Raw genomic sequence first — 16,662 nt, 5'->3', positions numbered from 1 at the left:
TTGGGTCAGCGCCTGCAATAACGAATGCTTAAAGGAAGGGGAAGGGTTTGCGGACCCTCTGGACATTGAACCGGTGGAACCTAATGTCGCCCCTACAGGCCGCCGCAGGAGCAACCCATGGAAAAATTCGGAAAAAGTCAGCCGATGAAACGGACCGAGGATCAGCGGTTTCTGACCGGGCAGGGGCAATATATCGACGACTCGGTGCCCGCTGATGCGCTATATGCTGCCTTCTTTCGCAGTCCGGTCGCGCATGGACGGATCAAGGCGCTGGATCTGGACGCAGCGCGTGAGGCGGACGGTGTGCGGCTGGTCATGGCGCTGGACGATTTGGCAGAGGCCGGGATTGATACTGTTCTCAGCGCGACGAGGTTGTCGAACCGCGATGGCTCGAAGGCGGCAGCACCGGAACGGCATATGCTGGCCAAGGACCGCGTGCGTTTTGTTGGCGAGCCGGTCGCCGTGGTGATCGCAGAAACACAAACACAGGCCCGCGATGCGGCTGAACTGATCTGGATCGAAACCGAAGACCTGCCCGCCAAGCTAGATCTGGCTAGTGGTGGTGAACCGCTGCATGACGAAGCGCCCGACAACCGTGCGTTTGACTGGGGCTTGGGGGATGAGGCGGCCACCGAGGCGGCCTTTCAGAATGCAGCCCATACTGTCCGGCTGGATGTGGCCGACAACCGGGTCATTGTCACGTCTATTGAACCGCGCGGGTGTCAGGCGCATTGGGCTGGCGGACGGCTGCACTTTGCTTACGGCGGGCAGGGTGTCTGGGCCATGCGTGGACAATTGGCGCAGAAGCTGAAGCTGGAACCTGACTCCATCCGTGTCACGACCCCGGATGTTGGCGGCGGGTTTGGCATGAAAGCCATGCCTTACCCCGAGTATTTCTGTGTTGCCGCAGCCGCGATGAAACTTGGCCGGCCCGTTTATTGGATGTCCGACCGGTCCGAGGCGATGCTGTCAGACCATCACGGTCGTGATCTGACCTCTCTGGCGGAACTGGCTTTTGACGCAGATCACAAAGTCACTGCGTATCGCGTGCATAGCAAGGTCAATCTAGGGGCCTATAACAGCCATTTCGGGCAGGCGATCCAAACCAGTCTGTTCAGCAAAGTCTTGATGGGCGTCTACGACGTGCAGACAACTTTCCTGCGGGTCGAGGGCTTTTATACCAACACCACGCAGGTTGACGCGTATCGTGGGGCGGGTCGGCCCGAGGCGATATATGTACTTGAGCGGGCAATGGACCGCGCCGCGCGTGAGCTTGGCGTCGACCCATGGGAGCTGCGCCGCAAGAATTTCATCCGGCCCGAGGCCTTCCCGTACAAAAGCGCAACCGGCGAGACCTATGACGTTGGCGATTTCAATATGGTCCTGTCGCGCGCGGGCGAGCAAACCCGGGGCTTTGCCGACCGCAAGGCCGCTGATGCCGCGCGGGGTCTGACCCGGGGGCAAGGTCTGTGTTACTATATCGAAAGTATTCTGGGTGATCCCTCCGAGAACGCAAAAGTGGAGTTCTGCGAGGATGGAACCGTGAAGCTTTACGTCGGGACGCAGTCGAATGGGCAAGGGCATGAAACGGTTTATGCCCAATTCCTGTCGGATCAGACGGGCATTCCGATGGATCAGATCACTGTCGTTCAGGGGGACAGCGATCAGTTGCCCCAAGGCGGCGGGACAGGGGGCTCGCGCTCGGTCACGGTTCAGAGCACAGCTACGCTGGCCACAGTTGACGTCATGATCGCCGCATTCACGCCTTATCTCGCCGATAAGATGGGGGTGGAGGAGGCTGAGGTGAGCTTTGATCACGAAACATTCCGCGCACCGGGTTCGAACCTGACACCGACATTGACTGAGGCGGCCGAGATGGCGCGCGCCGATGGACGCACCGACCTGATGAAGCATGAGGCGCGCATCACGCTGGACGCGCGCAGCTATCCCAATGGCGCCCATGTTGCAGAGGTGGTTGTTGACCCTCAAACGGGTGAGACTTGGGTTGACCGGTATACCGTGGTTGATGATTTCGGAAACCTTATCAACCCGATGCTGGCCAAAGGTCAGGTACATGGCGGTGTTGCGCAGGGTATCGGTCAGGCGCTGAGCGAGCATGTGGTTCATGATGCTCAGGGGCAACTGCTCACGGCTTCGTTGATGGACTATGCCTTGCCTCGCGCCACCGAGATACCCATGATTAAGTTTACCTCGGCGCCGGTTCCGTCAACGTCCAACCCGATGGGGATGAAGGGATGTGGAGAGGCCGGCACCGTGGGCGCGCTGGCCGCCGTGGCAAACGCGGTTCAGGACGCGCTGTGGGAACACGGGGTGCGGCAGGCAGATATGCCCTTCACACCCCTCAGAGTTTGGGAAATGCTGACGCATGAATCTGTCGCGGCTGAGTAGAAAGGTACTGGGATGGCTCGGACGGCCTCTGCGGTCCGAACACTCGGCCGAGGCGCTGCACCGCGAGCCTATTAGTCATGTCATTATCCTCGACGGCACAATGTCGACACTTGAGCCGGGTTTTGAAACCCATGCCGGCCAGACATTCCGCTTGTGTCAAGAGATGGGCAGCAAGGTCTCGGTTTTCTACGAAGCAGGGGTGCAATGGGAAAGCTGGAAATCCTCGCTTGATGTAATGATGGGGCGCGGTGTCAACCGACAGATCCGTCGAGCTTATGGGTATCTCGCATCGCGCTACAAACCCGGCGATCGGGTGTTCTTTATCGGGTATTCACGCGGTGCTTATGGTGTGCGCAGCCTTGCGGGCGTGATTGACATGATCGGCTTGCTCAAGGCGGAACATGCGACTGAGCGCAACATCAAACAGGCGTATCGCCACTACGAATGCAATCCCGACGGAATGGCAGCGCAGGTTTTCCGCCAGCGGTTCTGCCACCCGGAGGTTGCTATCGAGATGATTGGGGTATGGGATACGGTCAAGGCGCTCGGTCTGCGCCTGCCTCTGCTGTGGCGTTGGGCCGAGGACAAGCATGCGTTCCACAATCACGAGCTTGGCCCCGCCGTCCGGCACGGATACCACGCGATTGCGCTGGACGAAACGCGCGAAGTTTTTGAGCCGGTGCTTTGGAAATGCACGCCTGACTTCAAGGGTCACGTTGAACAGGTCTGGTTCCGGGGAACGCACGGCGATGTCGGCGGGCAATTGAACGGTTTTGAAGAGGCGCGCCAGCTTAGCAACATCTCACTTATCTGGATGTTAGAGAAGGCCGAGCGGCACGGGCTGCCGCTGCCTGAAGATTGGCGTCACAGGTTTCCCGCCTCGACTGCTGGACCGTCAGTTGGAACGTGGCGAGGTTGGGGTAAGATTTTTCTGCTGCGTAAACATCGCACAATAGGCCGCGACCGGTCTGAGCGGTTGCACGACTCGGTTTCGCCAGAGGAACTGCCGGGATGGGTTCCGATGCCGGATGTGCCTTCGCATCCCGCGCAATAGATCACGCCAAAAGGCCTTGGTCCTAGTCCACCGAATGGAAACACTTGTCTTTAAGTGCAATTCGTCCAAGACCTGTGGACCTCGGAAACTATAGGCTTTTGTCCGAATGCGTCGGAATGGCACTAAACATCACAGGAACTACCGATGAAGTGCTGGCCGATGTTAGGCCAGCGCCATGTCGCGATTCACGTGATCGAACCAATGTTTTTGTTTGCGGCTTTGACCTTCGGCGCCGGTATCACCGACGCCGGTCGCGGCGTGAACTCATCGGTTGGAAGGCAACGCCAACATGAGCCTCGCAATAGGGTTTGCCGGGCTCAACAGGCAGTCCACAGAACCAGAAATCCTCGGTTGCGGGGTCGCCTACGGGCCATTTGCATGTCTTTTCCGTCAGTTCCATAAGCGTCAGCTTTTTGGCCTTTTTCTCGATCTCGTTGACCTTGGCAAGCGCTTCGGGGCTGATCTCATTGGCCGAGGGCTGCGGCGGCAGCGGCTGACCAGCCGGGATGATCTGGCGGCGTGCGGGTACGGCGGGCTTCGCCTCAGCCGTTGGGGCAGGGCGGGCCGGTTCGGTTTTTGGCGCGGGTTTGGGCTTCGCCTCAGCCTTTGGTGCAGGAGCCGGTTTTTCCTTGGGTTCCGACTTGGCCGGGGTCGCGCCTGTGGCGCGGTTCGACAGGCCCAGACGGTGAACCTTGCCGATCACGGCGTTGCGGGTCACGCCACCCAGTTCCTTGGCGATCTGGCTGGCCGACTGGCCTTCGCCCCACATCTTTTTCAAAAGTTCTACGCGCTCGTCAGTCCAGGACATCATTTGCCTTTCAAAAGCGGAAAGCGGCCCCAGATTCGGACCGCCTTGGGAATTCGTATCAGCCCCCTATTCTAATCACTGCGCACCGAGTTACAAGCAGTCTTCGAATCAGTTTGAGGATCAAGGATGCAAATTCCCTTTGAGCAGAACGAACGCCGTTTCGGAACGGTCAACTGGATGGGTCTGTTCACCCTGGTCAAGCGCGAGACCCAGCGCTTTTTGGTGGTATGGACGCAAACCCTGTTGGCACCTTTGGTGGCTGCCGGGTTATTTCTGCTGATTTTCAACATCGCCATCGGCCCCAGCCGCGCTGACGTAATGGGCGTGCCGTTTCTGACTTTCCTTGCGCCCGGCATCATGATGATGACCGTGATCCAGAACGCGTTTGCCAACACGTCGTCTTCGATGGTGATCGCCAAGGTGCAGGGAAACATCGTCGACACGCTGATGCCGCCGCTTTCGCCATTGGAAATCCTGCTAGGGTATCTGGCCGGGGGGATCGCGCGTGGTGTTCTGATCGCTTTTGTTATCGCGCTTGCGCTTGCTCTGGTGCTGGGCTTGGTGCCGCAGAACCCATTGATTGCATTAATTTTTGTCATTCTCGGAGGTGCCTTTATGGGCGCGCTGGGTCTTTTTGCCGGGATTTTCGCCAACAAGTTCGATCAAATGGCGGCCATCACCAACTTTATCGTCACGCCGCTCGCCTTCTTGTCTGGAACGTTTTACTCGGTCGAAGCGCTGCCGCCTATTCTGAACCGCCTGAGCCATGTGAACCCGGTTTTCTACCTGATCGATGGATTGCGTCATGGCATGATCGGAGTGTCCGACAGCGCTCCGGGCTTGGGGATTGCAGTATGCAGTGGCGCGACCTTGGCTATTTGCGCCGTAACCTGGCAGATGTTGCGCAAGGGGTACCGGCTGAAGGCATAGGGCGCAAAGTTTTGGTCTGAGAGGTTTTAGGCCGAGAGCCAGAGGAACTCGCGGCTCACGCGGTTCTGACACGCGCTTCGCGCCAGACAAGAATAAAGCCGCCAGCAAGAATGACGGCTGACCCAAGCTGGCTGATTGCGTCCGGGATGACGCCAAACACGGCAAAATCGTAGAGGGCCGCAAAAATCAGCGTGGCATAGCTGATTGGGGCCACAAAAGATGCATCAGCCCGCGCCATCCCGTTGACAAAGCAAGCCTGCGCGCAGGCCATCAATAGGCCGATCCCCACCAAAGCGGCCCATTGTTGGGGTGTTGGCATCTGGAACACGAAGCTGACCGCGATCGAGGCAATGGTCAGCCCCATCGCGTTGTTGATCAGCAGTATCTGTATCGGCCTCTCACGCCCGGACAGCTTTTTGATGAAAATCAACTCCATCCCGATCATCCCGGCTGCGGTCAGAGCCAGCAAGGCCGCGGGTTGGAAGCTGGCAGGCGTTGGTCGCAGCAGGATTAACGCTCCGGTCAGGGCCACGGCAGCGGCCAGCCAGCGCCATGGTCCCACACCCTCTTTGAGCAACGGAATTGCCAAAACCATGGCGAAGACAGGATTCAGAAACGACAGCGCGGTGGCGTCCGCGATTGGTATGAACGCAACCGAAGCAAACATCAGCGTGATCCCCGCCCAGCCAAAGCTGGTCCGTCCGATATGCAGACCCCAATGCGGGCGGCTCAAACGCGGGCGTAGTACGCCGACTGCGCCGAGGATCGCCAGAAACGCGAACAGAAACCGCCCGTGGCTGATTTGCATCGGATGCAAAGCCGGACCCAGAGTGTCTGTCCCCAAGGCTTTGGCCAGCAAAGTTGTGCCCGCGATAAAAGCGCTGGCGGAAACGATCAGCAGAGCTGCGAGGGGGGGATTATGTCGTGCCGGAGTCATGGCTCAGCGGTGCGTCACTGTGCAAGGAATGGCAAGCAGGAAATGCCGCATATCACGTGAAACTTCCTTGACGTGAATTTCAGGGTTTCCACTGAGCGCGTGCCCCGCTATACAACGTCGCATGATCAAACGTGCAAATATCCTGCGCCTCCGGCGCCGACGCCTGACCGCTTAACCGGCCTGTTTGATCACTTGCGCGCTGTAAATCCGCGCAGACCCCACCAAATCTGTTGACGAACATGGGCCTCGTGTATCACTCACAAGGCTTAACTTATCTGAAAAGGATGATCCGATGATCCCGTCCGTTCTGCCGACCTATAACCGCGCGCCATTGACATTCGTAAAGGGTGAAGGCGCTTGGCTGACCGAGGCGGATGGCCGACGTTTTCTGGACTTAGGTGCCGGGATCGCGGTGAACGCGCTGGGCCATGCGCATCCGGCGCTGGTGAATGCGTTGACGGAACAGGCGCACGCGCTGTGGCACGTATCGAACCTGTATAATATCCCGCAGCAGCAAGCGCTGGCTGACAAGCTGGTCGAGCATACCTTTGCCGACACTGTCTTTTTCACCAATTCCGGCACTGAATCCTGCGAATTGGCGGTGAAGATGGCCCGCAAGTGTTTCTATGACAGAGGCCAGCCCGAGCGGGTCGAGGTCATTACCTTCGACGGATCGTTCCATGGGCGGTCTTCGGCAGGTATCGCCGCAGCCGGGTCCGAGAAGATGACCAAGGGTTTTGGCCCGCTTCTGCCCGGTTTCGTGCATGTCGCGTTCGGCGATCTTGATGGCGTCACCAATGCCATCACCGAAAAGACCGCGGCGATCATGATCGAACCGGTTCAGGGCGAAGGCGGCATTCGCCCTGTGCCAGATGCCGAATTGAAGGCTTTGCGCCAGATCTGCGATGACAATGGGCTGCTACTGATCCTTGACGAGGTACAATGCGGCATGGGCCGGACCGGCAAGCTGTTTGCGCATGAATGGGCCGGGATCACTCCGGACATTATGCTGGTCGCCAAGGGCATTGGCGGAGGCTTTCCGCTGGGCGCGGTACTTGCGACCGAAATCGCCGCAAGCGGTATGACCGCTGGGACGCACGGGTCGACCTATGGTGGAAACCCTCTTGGCTGCGCCGTGGGCTGTGCGGTTCTGGATCAGGTCGCAACCCCTGCTTTTCTTGAAGGCGTGAGCCGCAAGGCGGGATTGCTGCGTCAAAAACTGGAAGGTCTGGTTGCTGATCACCCCGAGGTTTTTGAGGAGGTTCGCGGCGTGGGTCTGATGCTGGGATTGAAGTGCAAGGCCTCAAATCTTGACGTGGTTAATGCAGGCTATGACAACGAAGTCATCACCGTTCCTGCGGCGGACAATGTGATCCGGCTGCTGCCGCCGTTGATACTGACCGAGGATGACATCGCACAGGCGATGATCCGCCTTGATAGAGCCGCCAAGCAGATCGAAGCCCAGCTTGCTGACGCCTGATTTTTTGATGTTCCGGGGCCTTGTCCCCGGGCAACCAATAGCCAGAAGTGAAACGAAATGAACCATTTCCTTGATATCCACAAAACGGACGCGGGCGATCTGCGCACGATGATCAACACGGCCGGAGAAATGAAAATGGCCCGCCATGGTCGCCCCAAGGCCGCACCGGATGATGATCAGCCGCTAAAAGGCCGCATGGTTGCGCTGATCTTTGAAAAGCCCTCGACCCGGACGCGCGTGTCCTTCGATGTGGGTGTACGTCAGATGGGTGGGCAGACCATGGTGCTGTCCGGCAAGGATATGCAACTGGGGCACGGTGAAACGATTGCAGATACGGCCCGCGTGATGTCGCGCTATGTCGACATGATCATGATCCGGACCTTTGACGAAACCATCCTGACAGAGATGGCGGAATACTCTGACGTTCCGGTCATCAACGGCCTGACGGATCGTACGCATCCGTGCCAGATCATGGCGGATGTTCTGACATTCGAAGAACATCGCGGGCCGATCAAAGGCAAGAAGGTGGTCTGGACCGGCGACGGGAACAATGTCTGCGCCTCATTCCTGCATGCGGCTGGTCAGTTCGGCTTTGACCTGACCTTCACAGGCCCGGCGCAGTTCGACCCCGAGGAAGAATTCATGGGATTTGCCCGTCAAAAAGGGTCGAAGATCGTGGTTGAGCGTGATCCGTTCAAGGCCGTTGAGGGCGCCGATCTTGTGGTCGCTGACACTTGGGTCTCGATGCACGATTCCCAATCTGCCAAGGAACGCCGCCATAACCTCCTGCGCCCCTATCAGGTCAATTCCGAGCTGATGTCACATGCCAAACCCGACGCATTGTTCATGCACTGCTTGCCTGCGCACCGCGAGGAGGAAGCGACATCCGAGGTCATGGACGGACCGAACTCTGTGATCTTTGACGAGGCAGAAAACCGTTTGCACGCGCAAAAGGCGGTGATGCGCTGGTGTCTGGGTGTCTAACTGCGACGGCGGATATCCCACACGCGCAATCTGATCAGCGTTCGGGCGGCTGCCAACACGGCCAAGGCGCACAAAGCTGTCTTGGTCATGACCTCCATCGTGCCTTCGATCAAGATGGCATGTACAACGCTGCCGATGATGGTGACGGTGGCCAGCCCGGTGTGACTCAACCTCCAGACCCGAAACCGCAGGGCCAGACGTTGTCGGTATATTCCCAGCGTGGCGGCCGCAAATGCCGCCCACATTGCGACAACGCCCCAAGCTGAAAACGGTGTGGGAGAGACGAAAAGCAACGCGTCAACCACGTCTGGTGGGCTGGTGACCCAAAGCCCAGCCACATGGGTCAAAATGGTGATGACCAGCGTGACGCCGACCCATCTGTGCCAGTGACGACTTTCCAAGGGGGTCAACCCGGGCAGGTCTCGCCCTGCCAGCAAGGGCTGCAGGACCAAAAGCCCCATGCTCAGCACTCCGGCGAAACCGGCCAAGATGTAGATCGGATCGCGCCAAGCCAAAAGTGGGCTGTAGGCCGCCGCAACAAGCGGCACCGCCAAGGCGGCGGTCACAACCGCCCAGATCACAAGGGTCCGGATCACGAAGGTCAGGCAGGTGTCAGGACAAAATGCGCCGCCAGGGTCTGGTCCTTGGAACTGGCCATAACCGGGCGCAGGAATACGGTTTCGAAATCTCCGCTGTCATAGGCTAAGTGACCATGTGGCTGCCCAAAGGCGGGTACGATTTGCGGCATCTCAAGCCGGAATTCACCATTTGCATCAGTCAGGGTCGCGCCGTGGCTTTGCGGGTCACGTTCGTGGCCTTCGGTGGTGTGCGCCCATATCTGAATGCGTTGGCCGGGCAGGGGGGCACCGTCACCCGCGCGGCGGACTGTGCCCGTCATCCAGAACCCACCGCCCCCGATCCGGTCAACGATTGGTGCGCCAGGGCGGTAGTTGTTTGCCCCCCCGCGCATGGATGGCGTCGGTGCCAATCCGGCTGCGCGCGCGGGCAGCAGCAGGCCCGTGCTGCCGGTGGCCAATACTGCCCCGCCCAAGGCCATCACCGAGCGGCGGGAAAAATGTGGATGCGTCATAACGGAACCTCCTGAAGGGATTCATGCTTGGGTATAACGATAGCACGGTTCAGATCAGTTCCGAGTTGACGATCACGGTTCTGTGATCATTCTCGTCCTGGCTGAATTTCTTTGACCTATCGCGGGCAGGATGTCCGCAACAGGTGAGCCTATACACACAAACGCCAAACCTCCGCACTCCGATTGTGCGCCGCTGCGTCTGCCATTGCGAACGAAACGCTCTATACTTCGAAACCAGTAAGTCATCTATTTGATCGCAGGAGTGACGTCATGAGTTGGAATCCGACCCACAGCCCCGAATGCCTGTCTGAAAATGCGGCGTTGGATACTTTGATCATTCCCCGCGCCCGTGATCTGGGCGGGTTCGAGGTGCGCCGGGCATTGCCTTCGGTCAAACGTCAGCTTGTCGGACCATTCATTTTCTTCGACCAGATGGGTCCGGCTGAATTTATCACCGATGGCGGGATTGATGTACGCCCGCATCCGCATATCGGACTCGGGACGGTCACTTATCTTTACCAAGGTGAGTTTGAGCACCGCGACAGTCTGGGCACGCATCAGATGATTTACCCCGGCGAGGTTAACTGGATGGTTGCCGGGCGCGGCGTGACCCATTCCGAGCGCACAAGTGCAGAAACCCGCAGCACAAAGCACAGCCTGTTTGGCATCCAGACCTGGATCGCGCTGCCCGAAGCGCATGAGGATATGGCGCCGGACTTCGAGCATCACAAACAGGCTGCGTTGCCGCACATTGAGGACTCCGGTGTCAGCGCCCGGCTGATCTTGGGGTCGGCCTATGGTGAATCCAGCCCGGTAACGATGCTGTCGGAAACCTTTTATCTGGACGTACAGCTTGACCCGGGCGCGTCCTTTCCCCTGCCAGACGACCACGAAGACCGCGGGGTTTATGTCACGCAGGGCTCGGTCGAAATTGCAGGTGATACATTTGACGAGGGAAGGATGATGGTGTTCCGCCCCGGTGATCCCCTTTCGGTAAAAGCCGGACCAGCGGGGGCGCGCCTGATGTTGCTGGGCGGCGCGACCATGAACGAAGATCGCTACATCTGGTGGAATTTCGTGTCATCCTCTAAAGAAAAGATCGAGGCGGCCACGCGCGAATGGAAAACTGCGGATTGGGCGAATGGCGCTTTTCATTTGCCACCGGGCGATGATGAGGAATACATCCCGATTTCGAAAGAGCTGGAGCGGACCAGCCCGAGGTTGGCGCGCTGACCACGCGTCAGGGGGGCTTGCCCCTGACCCCTTAGACAGCGATCCTTTTAGGTGCGGAGGGTTGCCATGAGGATTGTGATCGCGGGGGCGGGCAGCATAGGATGCTATTGCGGTGCTCTGTTGGCGTCTTCAGGGCACAGGGTCACGCTGTTAGGCCGCAGCCGCATTCTGGATCCCATCCGCGACAAGGGGCTGACGGTGACGGATTTCTCTGGCCTGTTGCGAAACGTGGCCGCGCAGGACCTTACCCTGACTGAAGACGCCAGATGCTTTGGACATGCAGATGTGGTTATCGTGACCGTCAAGGCCGGTGCGACGCCAGACATGGCCACATTGATTGCTCAACACACCCCGCTTTCCACGCCGGTCCTGTCCTGGCAAAACGGGATGGACAACGCGCGCTGTCTACGGTCGATATTGCCGGATCATGATGTCCGTGCCGGGATGGTGCCGTTCAATGTTGTACCGGCTGAACCGGCTTGTTTTCACCGTGCCACCTCTGGTGAAATCGTCATCCAAAGCGGCCCCGGAGCGTTAGCTCAAAAGCTGGGCTGCACTGACCTACCAATCGTAGAGAGCGACACGATTGACGCCGTCCAGTGGGGTAAGCTGCTGATAAACCTCAACAACGCGCTGAACGCGCTGTCGGGATTGACCTTGAAGAAGCAACTGCTGGACCGGAATTGGCGTCGGCTTATGGCAGATCAAATGTCCGAAGCTTTGTCCGTTCTCAAGGCAGCTGGCCATCCTGTCGCGTCGACCACGCCGCTGCCAGCGTGGATGACGCCATACATCCTGCGCCTGCCGACGCCTGTCTTTTCCCGCATAGCGGCGCGCATGTTGACTATCGACCCAAGCGCACGCACCTCAATGTCGTATGATTTATTGGCAGGCCGTCCGACCGAAATCGACAGCCTGCAAGGAGAAATCATGCGTCTGGGCCAACAGTTTGGCGTCGCGACACCGATCTGTGCCAAGGTCAGCGCCCTGATCAAGCAGGCACCAGAGGCTGCGCTGTCACCGGACCAAATAGCACCCTAGGGGTGTCAGACAAAAGCCGTAAGAAACACGAAAATTGCCGCCGACATCGCCGCCGCAGCAGGAACCGTGACGACCCAGGCCGCGACGATAGTCATGAAATGCGAGCGACGCACCAGCTTGCGACGTTGATGTTCTTCGCGCGCCAGACGCTGTTCAGGCGGGCGTTGACGGTTTGACTGTTTCCAACGCTGGTCCGAATGCCATTCGCGATAGAACCCAACGCCGAACACGGCACCAACGGCGATGTGGGTTGAACTGACGGGCAGGCCCAGCCAGCTGGCCACGATCACGGTGATTGCTGCCGAAAGGGCCACGCAAAATGCGCGCATCGGGTTCAGCTTGGTGATCTGGCTGCCCACCATTTTTATGAGCTTCGGGCCAAAAAGAAACAGACCAAATGAAATACCAAACGCTCCGATAACCATGACCCATGTAGGGATCGACACTTTCGAAGCGAAGTCGCCAAACTCGGCCGCGTGTACGATTGCGGCCAACGGGCCAACGGCGTTGGCGACATCATTCGCGCCATGTGCGAAACTGAGGAACGTCGCCGAAATGATCAAGGGCAAGCCGAACAGCGTTTTCAATGACTTGGTGCGGTTTTCCAGCCCTTCGGACTTGCGCCGCACCCATGGCACCGTCACTGACCACGCCAACACTCCAAACGCCAGCCCGATCATCAGCGCCACCTCAAGATCGATCTTCACGATACGTTTCAGTCCTTTGACGGACAGATAGGTTGCAAATGCACCTGCCATAACGGCCACAAGGATCGGAACCCACCGCCGGGCCGCGGCAATCTTGTCGTCCTGATACTGGATTTTTGCATTGATCAACGCCAGAAACATCGCTGCAATAACACCGCCCAAGACGGGCGAGATCACCCAGCTGGCGGCAATCGCGCTCATGGTTCCCCAACTTACCGCGCTCAGCCCCGCAGCGGCGATACCTGCACCGACCACGCCGCCCACAACAGAATGGGTGGTCGATACCGGTGCGCCAAACCACGTCGCGATATTGACCCACATGGCCGAGGAAATCAGTGCGGACATCATGGCCCAGATGAACACAGAGCTGTCCTGAACAGAGGCCGGGTCGATAATTCCTTTAGAAATGGTCGAGACCACGTCCCCACCGGCAAGCAAGGCCCCTGCGCTTTCTGCGATTGCGGCGATGACGATCGCGCCGCCCATGGTCAGGGCATTGGCGCCAACGGCTGGCCCCATGTTGTTGGCAACATCGTTGGCGCCGATATTGATCGCCATGTAGGCCCCAAAGACCGCCGCAGCGACGACGATCAAACCGCCATTTGCCTGCCCGAAAAAGACCGCAGCCGACAATCCGGCCAAGGCGATGAAAGCCAGCGCAATACCTGGGGCCAGAATCGGGCGCACGATGTGTGAATTCGCAGTTTCAACCCGCGAAATGCGGTTTAGATCGCTGTCCAGAGCTTGCCAGCGTTTTTTGGAAAGTGTGTCCGACATCAGATTTCTTTAGGTGGCGTGGATCAAGTGGCGCGCGTATCCGGTTTCAAAACACGGGGCAAGCTGACTCACAAAGAGTTGTTGCCAAAGCGTTACAATTGCTGAAGAAGCGCGCTCAGTTCCGGTTCGCGGACCAGTTCAGCCGCCTGTTGCGGGGGAAACCAGCGCCGGTCTCGCTGTCCTGCCTCGGGGTAGTTCTCAGCCAGCCCTTTGACACGTATGCGATACACGTTGGTGTGCACCGGAATGGACGAGCCGTCGTCCATAACCTTGTCATAGCTGAAATGACCGATTGAGGTACGATCCAAGTGATCCGGCTGCACCCCAGCCTCTTCCCAGGCTTCGTGTTGCGCGGTTTCGGCTCCGTCTTTTCCGTTAATTGGCCAGCCCTTGGGAATGACCCAACGCCCCGTGTCGCGGCTGGTGATCAACAGCACCTCGGGCCCGTTCGGCGTGTCGCGCGTGCATATGGCTGCGAACTGCACCCGAGGGGGGCGTCGGAGAACAGGCCGCGCCACCTCTTGCCAGATTTTTTGATACCATGTCGACATTGATGAGTTTGAACTTTTGCCACCGAGTGCACGTGATGGTGAACTTACAGTTGAAAAGGGGTATTTCAACCACCCCTTAAAAACAGACCGTTTTGCAATGAGTTGCGAGACTATCCCCGCCTTTTTGCCCGCAATGTCGGATCGGCCTGTGTCGGGTCTTCGGGCCAGGGGTGTTTGGGGTATTGCGCGCGCATATCCTTTCGGACGTCAGCATAGGTTCCCGCCCAGAACCCGGGCAGGTCGCGGGTGATTTGGATCGGGCGCTGTGCCGGAGACAGCAGGGTGATCTTCAGTGCCTCGCCCCCCACAATCGGATGCTGTGTGACACCGAACAACTCTTGCAGACGCACCGAGATCTCAGGCACCGCGCCGCTATAGTCGATCGCCACTTTGCGCCCCAAGGGCGTTTCAAACGACCCCGGTGCGCGGCGGTCCAACTCTTGCATCTGGGTCCAGTCCAGCCGCGCGCGCAAGGCGGGTAGCAGATCAAAGCGTTTCCAGTCCTCGGCATTGCGCACACCGGACAGCATGGGTAGCAGCCAATCCTCGAGTGTTTCCATCAACCCTTCGGTCGTAAATTCAGGCAGGTCCGCCCCTTCGGCCCGTATCAGTTCTACCCGAGCCGCCAGCCGTGCCGCTGCCCCGTCCAGCCGCAATCCCAGATCGCGAACGCCATCCAGCATGGCCTGCGCGACCATCTCGTCGGGTACGTCTTTCCAGATGCGGTCACTCAGAGTGATCGCGCCCAGCCTTTCCTGTTTGCGCGCCACCACGCGACGGTCGCGTTTCGACCACTCACAACTGTCTACCCAGTTGATCTGATCCGCGAACAAGTCTCGGATTTCGCCTTCCGATATTTGTGCGGCCATGCGCACACGGGCTTCGCGTGGGTTGCCGTCTGTATCCGTGACCACCAGATAGGGCGCGGCGGCGAGGGTATCGCCGCTGTCCAGTACCACACCTTTTCCGCCAGACAGAACGTAACGGGGCGTGTCGCCCTTGCGCCGTTGTCCGATGCGGTCGGGATAGGCCAGTGCGGCCATCGCGGCGGGGCCTAGATCGCTCGCGTCCCCTTTGGTGCGCAAACGCTTGGCTTCGGCCTTTATGCGGTCCGCGACGCCGGTGTTCAGCTGCCAGACGCGGTTGCGTTGAAACGCTTGCGGGTTGCGAAGGGCCTCGAGCCGCAGCAATATATCCGCTGGTGCTGCTTTCAACGGGTCGCGTTCAGCCATGAGCGCGGCTAAAGGCGCAGCATTAGGTCCTGCGTGTTCAAGCATGTGTGCCAGTCGCGGATGCAAAGGCAGCGCCGCAAGAGCGCGCCCGTGGTTGGTGATCCGCCCTTTGGCGTCCAGCGCGCCCAGCATGGCAAGCAGCGCCTTGGCTTCGGCCATTGTGGCTTCGGGTGGGGATGTCAGGAACGCCAGATCGCAGGGTTCCGCACCCCATAGCGCAAGTTCCAAGGCCAGCCCGGTCAGGTCTGCTGCCTCAATTTCGGCGGGCGGGTAGGCGGCAAGCGCGCCTTCCTCTCCTTTGGACCACAAGCGGTAACCCACCCCTTCTGCAACACGACCGGCGCGGCCTGCGCGCTGCGTCGCCTCGGCCCGTGTCACCCGTTCGGTCACAAGGCGCGACATGCCAGATCCCGGATCGAACCGCGCGCGCCGGGCTTGCCCCATGTCGACCACGACCCGGATGTCGGGAATGGTAAGTGAGGTTTCCGCAATCGATGTGGCCAGCACCAGTTTGCGACCGCGTTCCACCGGCGCAATCGCGGCGCGCTGGGCAGCAAAAGGCATCGCTCCGAACAGGGGGTGCACCGTGCACTCCGCTGGCAACAGTCCGGACAAAGCACCTTCGGCCCGGCGGATTTCGCCCTCACCGGGTAGGAACACCAGCATGCTGCCACCCGTGTCGCGCGTTTCCCGCTCGGCGCGAACGACCAGATCGACCAGCGCGTCCAGACGCCGCGCTTGAACGCCTAAGGGCCGGTCTAACCAACGCGTTTCAACCGGGAAACTGCGGCCCTCGGACGTGATCAGCGGCGCGTCCATCAACCGACCGACGGGCTCCGCATCCAGCGTCGCGGACATCGCCAACAGCATCAAATCATCGCGCAGCGCACCTGTGACTTCCAAACACAGGGCCAGCCCCAGATCCGCGTTCAAAGAGCGTTCGTGGAATTCATCGAAGATCACCGCGCCAACACCGGGCAGGTCAGGCTCCGATTGGAGCATCCGGGTCAAAATGCCCTCGGTCACAACCTCGATCCGGGTTGCTTTGGACAGTTTCGCGTCGCCGCGCACGCGATAGCCGACTGTTTCGCCTGCACGTTGACCCAGAGTTTCGGCCATACGCTCGGCGGCGGCGCGCGCGGCCAGCCTGCGCGGCTCCAGCATCACGATCTTGCCATCGCACAAACCCGCTTCAAGCATTGCCAGAGGTACGCGTGTCGTTTTGCCCGCGCCCGGAGGCGCCTGAAGCACAGCGCGGCCCGAAGCCTTTAGGGCGGCAAGTAACTCTGGGATTGCGTCGTCGATCGGCAGGCGTGTCATGCGGGCTTTATCTGCCAACCGTCCGGCAAGGTCCAGTTCCGCAATCGGCGCAGCGCCAAGCTCACGCACGGTTTGCGAACAAGCGCAATGCCAAGATGGGACAATAAGG

14 protein-coding genes are annotated in these 16,662 nt (G+C 59.4%); 7 read left to right on the top strand and 7 right to left on the bottom strand.

The annotated features are described in order from the left end of the window. The first annotated feature begins 117 nt into the window (after window positions 1-117). Both LCM21_RS04715 and LCM21_RS04710 read left to right on the top strand, forming a co-directional pair. Window positions 118-2,409, top strand: coding sequence for a xanthine dehydrogenase family protein molybdopterin-binding subunit (locus LCM21_RS04715; RefSeq protein ID WP_224889535.1), 2,292 nt, complete (start codon window positions 118-120; stop codon window positions 2,407-2,409). Further along, entirely contained in the window at window positions 2,387-3,463 is a 1,077-nt protein-coding gene (locus LCM21_RS04710; protein WP_224889534.1) for a DUF2235 domain-containing protein, read from the top strand. Before LCM21_RS04715 ends, LCM21_RS04710 begins: the two co-directional genes overlap by 23 nt. Before the next feature lie 238 nt (window positions 3,464-3,701). Here the strand turns inward: LCM21_RS04710 and LCM21_RS04705 are convergent, their stop codons facing one another. Beyond that, window positions 3,702-4,271, bottom strand: coding sequence for a GcrA family cell cycle regulator (locus LCM21_RS04705; protein ID WP_224889722.1), 570 nt, complete (start codon window positions 4,269-4,271; stop codon window positions 3,702-3,704). Window positions 4,272-4,397: 126 nt separating this feature from the next. Between LCM21_RS04705 and LCM21_RS04700 the strand changes: the two genes are divergently transcribed. Continuing rightward, on the top strand, window positions 4,398-5,201 hold the full coding sequence (locus LCM21_RS04700; protein WP_224889533.1) for an ABC transporter permease: 804 nt from the start codon (window positions 4,398-4,400) through the stop codon (window positions 5,199-5,201). Window positions 5,202-5,256: 55 nt separating this feature from the next. Here LCM21_RS04700 and LCM21_RS04695 read toward each other — a convergent pair whose 3' ends face one another. Next, complete coding sequence (locus LCM21_RS04695) at window positions 5,257-6,138, bottom strand: DMT family transporter (protein ID WP_224889532.1); 882 nt, start codon at window positions 6,136-6,138, stop codon at window positions 5,257-5,259. Window positions 6,139-6,430: 292 nt separating this feature from the next. On the opposite strand from LCM21_RS04695, the gene LCM21_RS04690 reads away from it, so the two are divergent. Continuing rightward, complete coding sequence (locus LCM21_RS04690) at window positions 6,431-7,618, top strand: aspartate aminotransferase family protein (protein WP_224889531.1); 1,188 nt, start codon at window positions 6,431-6,433, stop codon at window positions 7,616-7,618. A gap of 57 nt (window positions 7,619-7,675) precedes the next feature. Next, the gene (argF, locus tag LCM21_RS04685; RefSeq protein ID WP_068337529.1) at window positions 7,676-8,602 is read left to right on the top strand and encodes an ornithine carbamoyltransferase; all 927 of its coding nucleotides are present in this window, start codon (window positions 7,676-7,678) and stop codon (window positions 8,600-8,602) included. Here the strand turns inward: argF and LCM21_RS04680 are convergent. Both LCM21_RS04680 and LCM21_RS04675 read right to left on the bottom strand, forming a co-directional pair. Then, a complete protein-coding gene (locus LCM21_RS04680) occupies window positions 8,599-9,198 on the bottom strand; it encodes a ferric reductase-like transmembrane domain-containing protein (RefSeq protein WP_224889530.1) in 600 nt (199 codons plus the stop codon). The genes argF and LCM21_RS04680 overlap by 4 nt on opposite strands. Window positions 9,199-9,203: 5 nt before the next feature. Beyond that, window positions 9,204-9,659 (bottom strand): peptidase associated/transthyretin-like domain-containing protein, encoded by a 456-nt coding sequence (locus LCM21_RS04675; RefSeq protein WP_404818115.1) that lies wholly within the window; start codon window positions 9,657-9,659, stop codon window positions 9,204-9,206. A gap of 303 nt (window positions 9,660-9,962) precedes the next feature. On the opposite strand from LCM21_RS04675, the gene LCM21_RS04670 reads away from it, so the two are divergent. Then, entirely contained in the window at window positions 9,963-10,925 is a 963-nt protein-coding gene (locus LCM21_RS04670) for a pirin family protein (RefSeq protein WP_224889528.1), read from the top strand. A 66-nt stretch (window positions 10,926-10,991) separates the two neighbouring features. Continuing rightward, window positions 10,992-11,966, top strand: coding sequence for a 2-dehydropantoate 2-reductase (locus LCM21_RS04665; RefSeq protein WP_224889527.1), 975 nt, complete (start codon window positions 10,992-10,994; stop codon window positions 11,964-11,966). A gap of 5 nt (window positions 11,967-11,971) precedes the next feature. On the opposite strand, the gene LCM21_RS04660 is transcribed toward LCM21_RS04665, so the two are convergent. From LCM21_RS04660 to hrpB, 3 genes are all read right to left on the bottom strand, one after another. Then, window positions 11,972-13,450, bottom strand: coding sequence for an inorganic phosphate transporter (locus LCM21_RS04660; protein WP_068337521.1), 1,479 nt, complete (start codon window positions 13,448-13,450; stop codon window positions 11,972-11,974). Window positions 13,451-13,542: 92 nt separating this feature from the next. Then, window positions 13,543-14,001 (bottom strand): NUDIX hydrolase, encoded by a 459-nt coding sequence (locus LCM21_RS04655; RefSeq protein WP_224889526.1) that lies wholly within the window; start codon window positions 13,999-14,001, stop codon window positions 13,543-13,545. 110 nt (window positions 14,002-14,111) lie between these two features. Continuing rightward, the gene (hrpB, locus tag LCM21_RS04650) at window positions 14,112-16,553 is read right to left on the bottom strand and encodes an ATP-dependent helicase HrpB (RefSeq protein ID WP_224889721.1); all 2,442 of its coding nucleotides are present in this window, start codon (window positions 16,551-16,553) and stop codon (window positions 14,112-14,114) included. Between the last annotated feature and the right edge of the window lie 109 nt (window positions 16,554-16,662).

Source organism: Ruegeria profundi (assembly GCF_020171505.1).
Classification (GTDB): domain Bacteria; phylum Pseudomonadota; class Alphaproteobacteria; order Rhodobacterales; family Rhodobacteraceae; genus Ruegeria; species Ruegeria profundi.
The sequence above is the reverse complement of the archived record's forward strand: the minus strand, read 5'-3'. Positions and strand labels throughout refer to the sequence as shown.

Bases quoted from the DNA above. Each gene is read 5' to 3' on its own strand.
- LCM21_RS04715 (WP_224889535.1), top strand. From the start codon at position 118: ATGGAAAAATTCGGAAAAAGTCAGCCGATGAAACGGACCGAGGATCAG.
- LCM21_RS04710 (WP_224889534.1), top strand. From the start codon at position 2,387: ATGAATCTGTCGCGGCTGAGTAGAAAGGTACTGGGATGGCTCGGACGG.
- LCM21_RS04705 (WP_224889722.1), bottom strand. From the start codon at position 4,271: ATGTCCTGGACTGACGAGCGCGTAGAACTTTTGAAAAAGATGTGGGGC.
- LCM21_RS04700 (WP_224889533.1), top strand. From the start codon at position 4,398: ATGCAAATTCCCTTTGAGCAGAACGAACGCCGTTTCGGAACGGTCAAC.
- LCM21_RS04695 (WP_224889532.1), bottom strand. From the start codon at position 6,138: ATGACTCCGGCACGACATAATCCCCCCCTCGCAGCTCTGCTGATCGTT.
- LCM21_RS04690 (WP_224889531.1), top strand. From the start codon at position 6,431: ATGATCCCGTCCGTTCTGCCGACCTATAACCGCGCGCCATTGACATTC.
- argF (WP_068337529.1), top strand. From the start codon at position 7,676: ATGAACCATTTCCTTGATATCCACAAAACGGACGCGGGCGATCTGCGC.
- LCM21_RS04675 (WP_404818115.1), bottom strand. From the start codon at position 9,659: ATGGCCTTGGGCGGGGCAGTATTGGCCACCGGCAGCACGGGCCTGCTG.
- LCM21_RS04670 (WP_224889528.1), top strand. From the start codon at position 9,963: ATGAGTTGGAATCCGACCCACAGCCCCGAATGCCTGTCTGAAAATGCG.
- LCM21_RS04665 (WP_224889527.1), top strand. From the start codon at position 10,992: ATGAGGATTGTGATCGCGGGGGCGGGCAGCATAGGATGCTATTGCGGT.
- LCM21_RS04660 (WP_068337521.1), bottom strand. From the start codon at position 13,450: ATGTCGGACACACTTTCCAAAAAACGCTGGCAAGCTCTGGACAGCGAT.
- LCM21_RS04655 (WP_224889526.1), bottom strand. From the start codon at position 14,001: ATGTCGACATGGTATCAAAAAATCTGGCAAGAGGTGGCGCGGCCTGTT.
- hrpB (WP_224889721.1), bottom strand. From the start codon at position 16,553: ATGACACGCCTGCCGATCGACGACGCAATCCCAGAGTTACTTGCCGCC.